Here is a 770-nt window from a genome sequence, read left to right as displayed (position 1 = left end):
TGAACGCTTAGATCATTTCTATTCATAGAGCGGTAAGTATGATCGAACACTTTTACAACGTTGGCGCCATGTCTTGATCGCAACCACTCTGCAACCTTTGGATATAAGACACTTTGTATAGCCTCATCATTCTCATAGTCAGAGAATCCAAGCTCAAGATTCGTTAACTCGAAACCGTTTTTGTCTAATGAGTAAGTTTCGTTTTCCAGACGCCCATCTTTTACGCTTACCACCCTGCGATCGATAGAATCAATTAACTGTTCACTACCGGGTCCAAGGTGTGTTTGATCATATACGTGATCAATTCCAGGTGTCGCATAGTTCACTCGGTATTCAGCATGCATGGTTTGAACCTCAAACAAGAAATAGATGATGCGAGTTTAAGGATCTACAGATACAATTAGAAACAAGACCTTCCGATGAGTGATACAAGTGAAACCTTTAAACAGAATCGATATCCGACAACTGCAAGTATTAAGAGCTCTGTTACAAGAAAGAAATTTGTCTCGCGTGGCTGACCAGCTGGGAGTCACGCAACAAGCCGTGAGTGATCAACTCCGTAAGTTACGCGATACGCTAGATGATCGCTTATTTGTGCGAACCAGTAACGGCGTGATCCCCACGCCATTTGCAGAATCACTCCAGTTAAAAGTGGAACACATTATTGAGTCAATTGAAGCGTTATTAGAACCTGAAACTTTCGAGCCTAAAACTGTTACACGAACTTTCACTTTGAGTTCAACGGACCTTGAACAGAAAGTGATATTGCC

At 41.9% G+C, this 770-nt stretch carries 2 protein-coding genes; one reads left to right on the top strand and one right to left on the bottom strand.

The annotated features are described in order from the left end of the window. The coding region (locus A3738_RS05240; protein ID WP_197473612.1) for a hypothetical protein at positions 1-344 on the bottom strand (344 nt) is incomplete at its 3' end. 166 nt (positions 345-510) lie between these two features. Here A3738_RS05240 and A3738_RS05235 point away from each other — a divergent pair. Continuing rightward, a partial coding sequence (locus tag A3738_RS05235; RefSeq protein ID WP_231876540.1) for a LysR family transcriptional regulator occupies positions 511-770 on the top strand: 260 nt, incomplete at its 3' end.

It is taken from the genome of Oleiphilus sp. HI0066 (assembly GCF_001635725.1).
The sequence above is the reverse complement of the archived record's forward strand: the minus strand, read 5'-3'. Positions and strand labels throughout refer to the sequence as shown.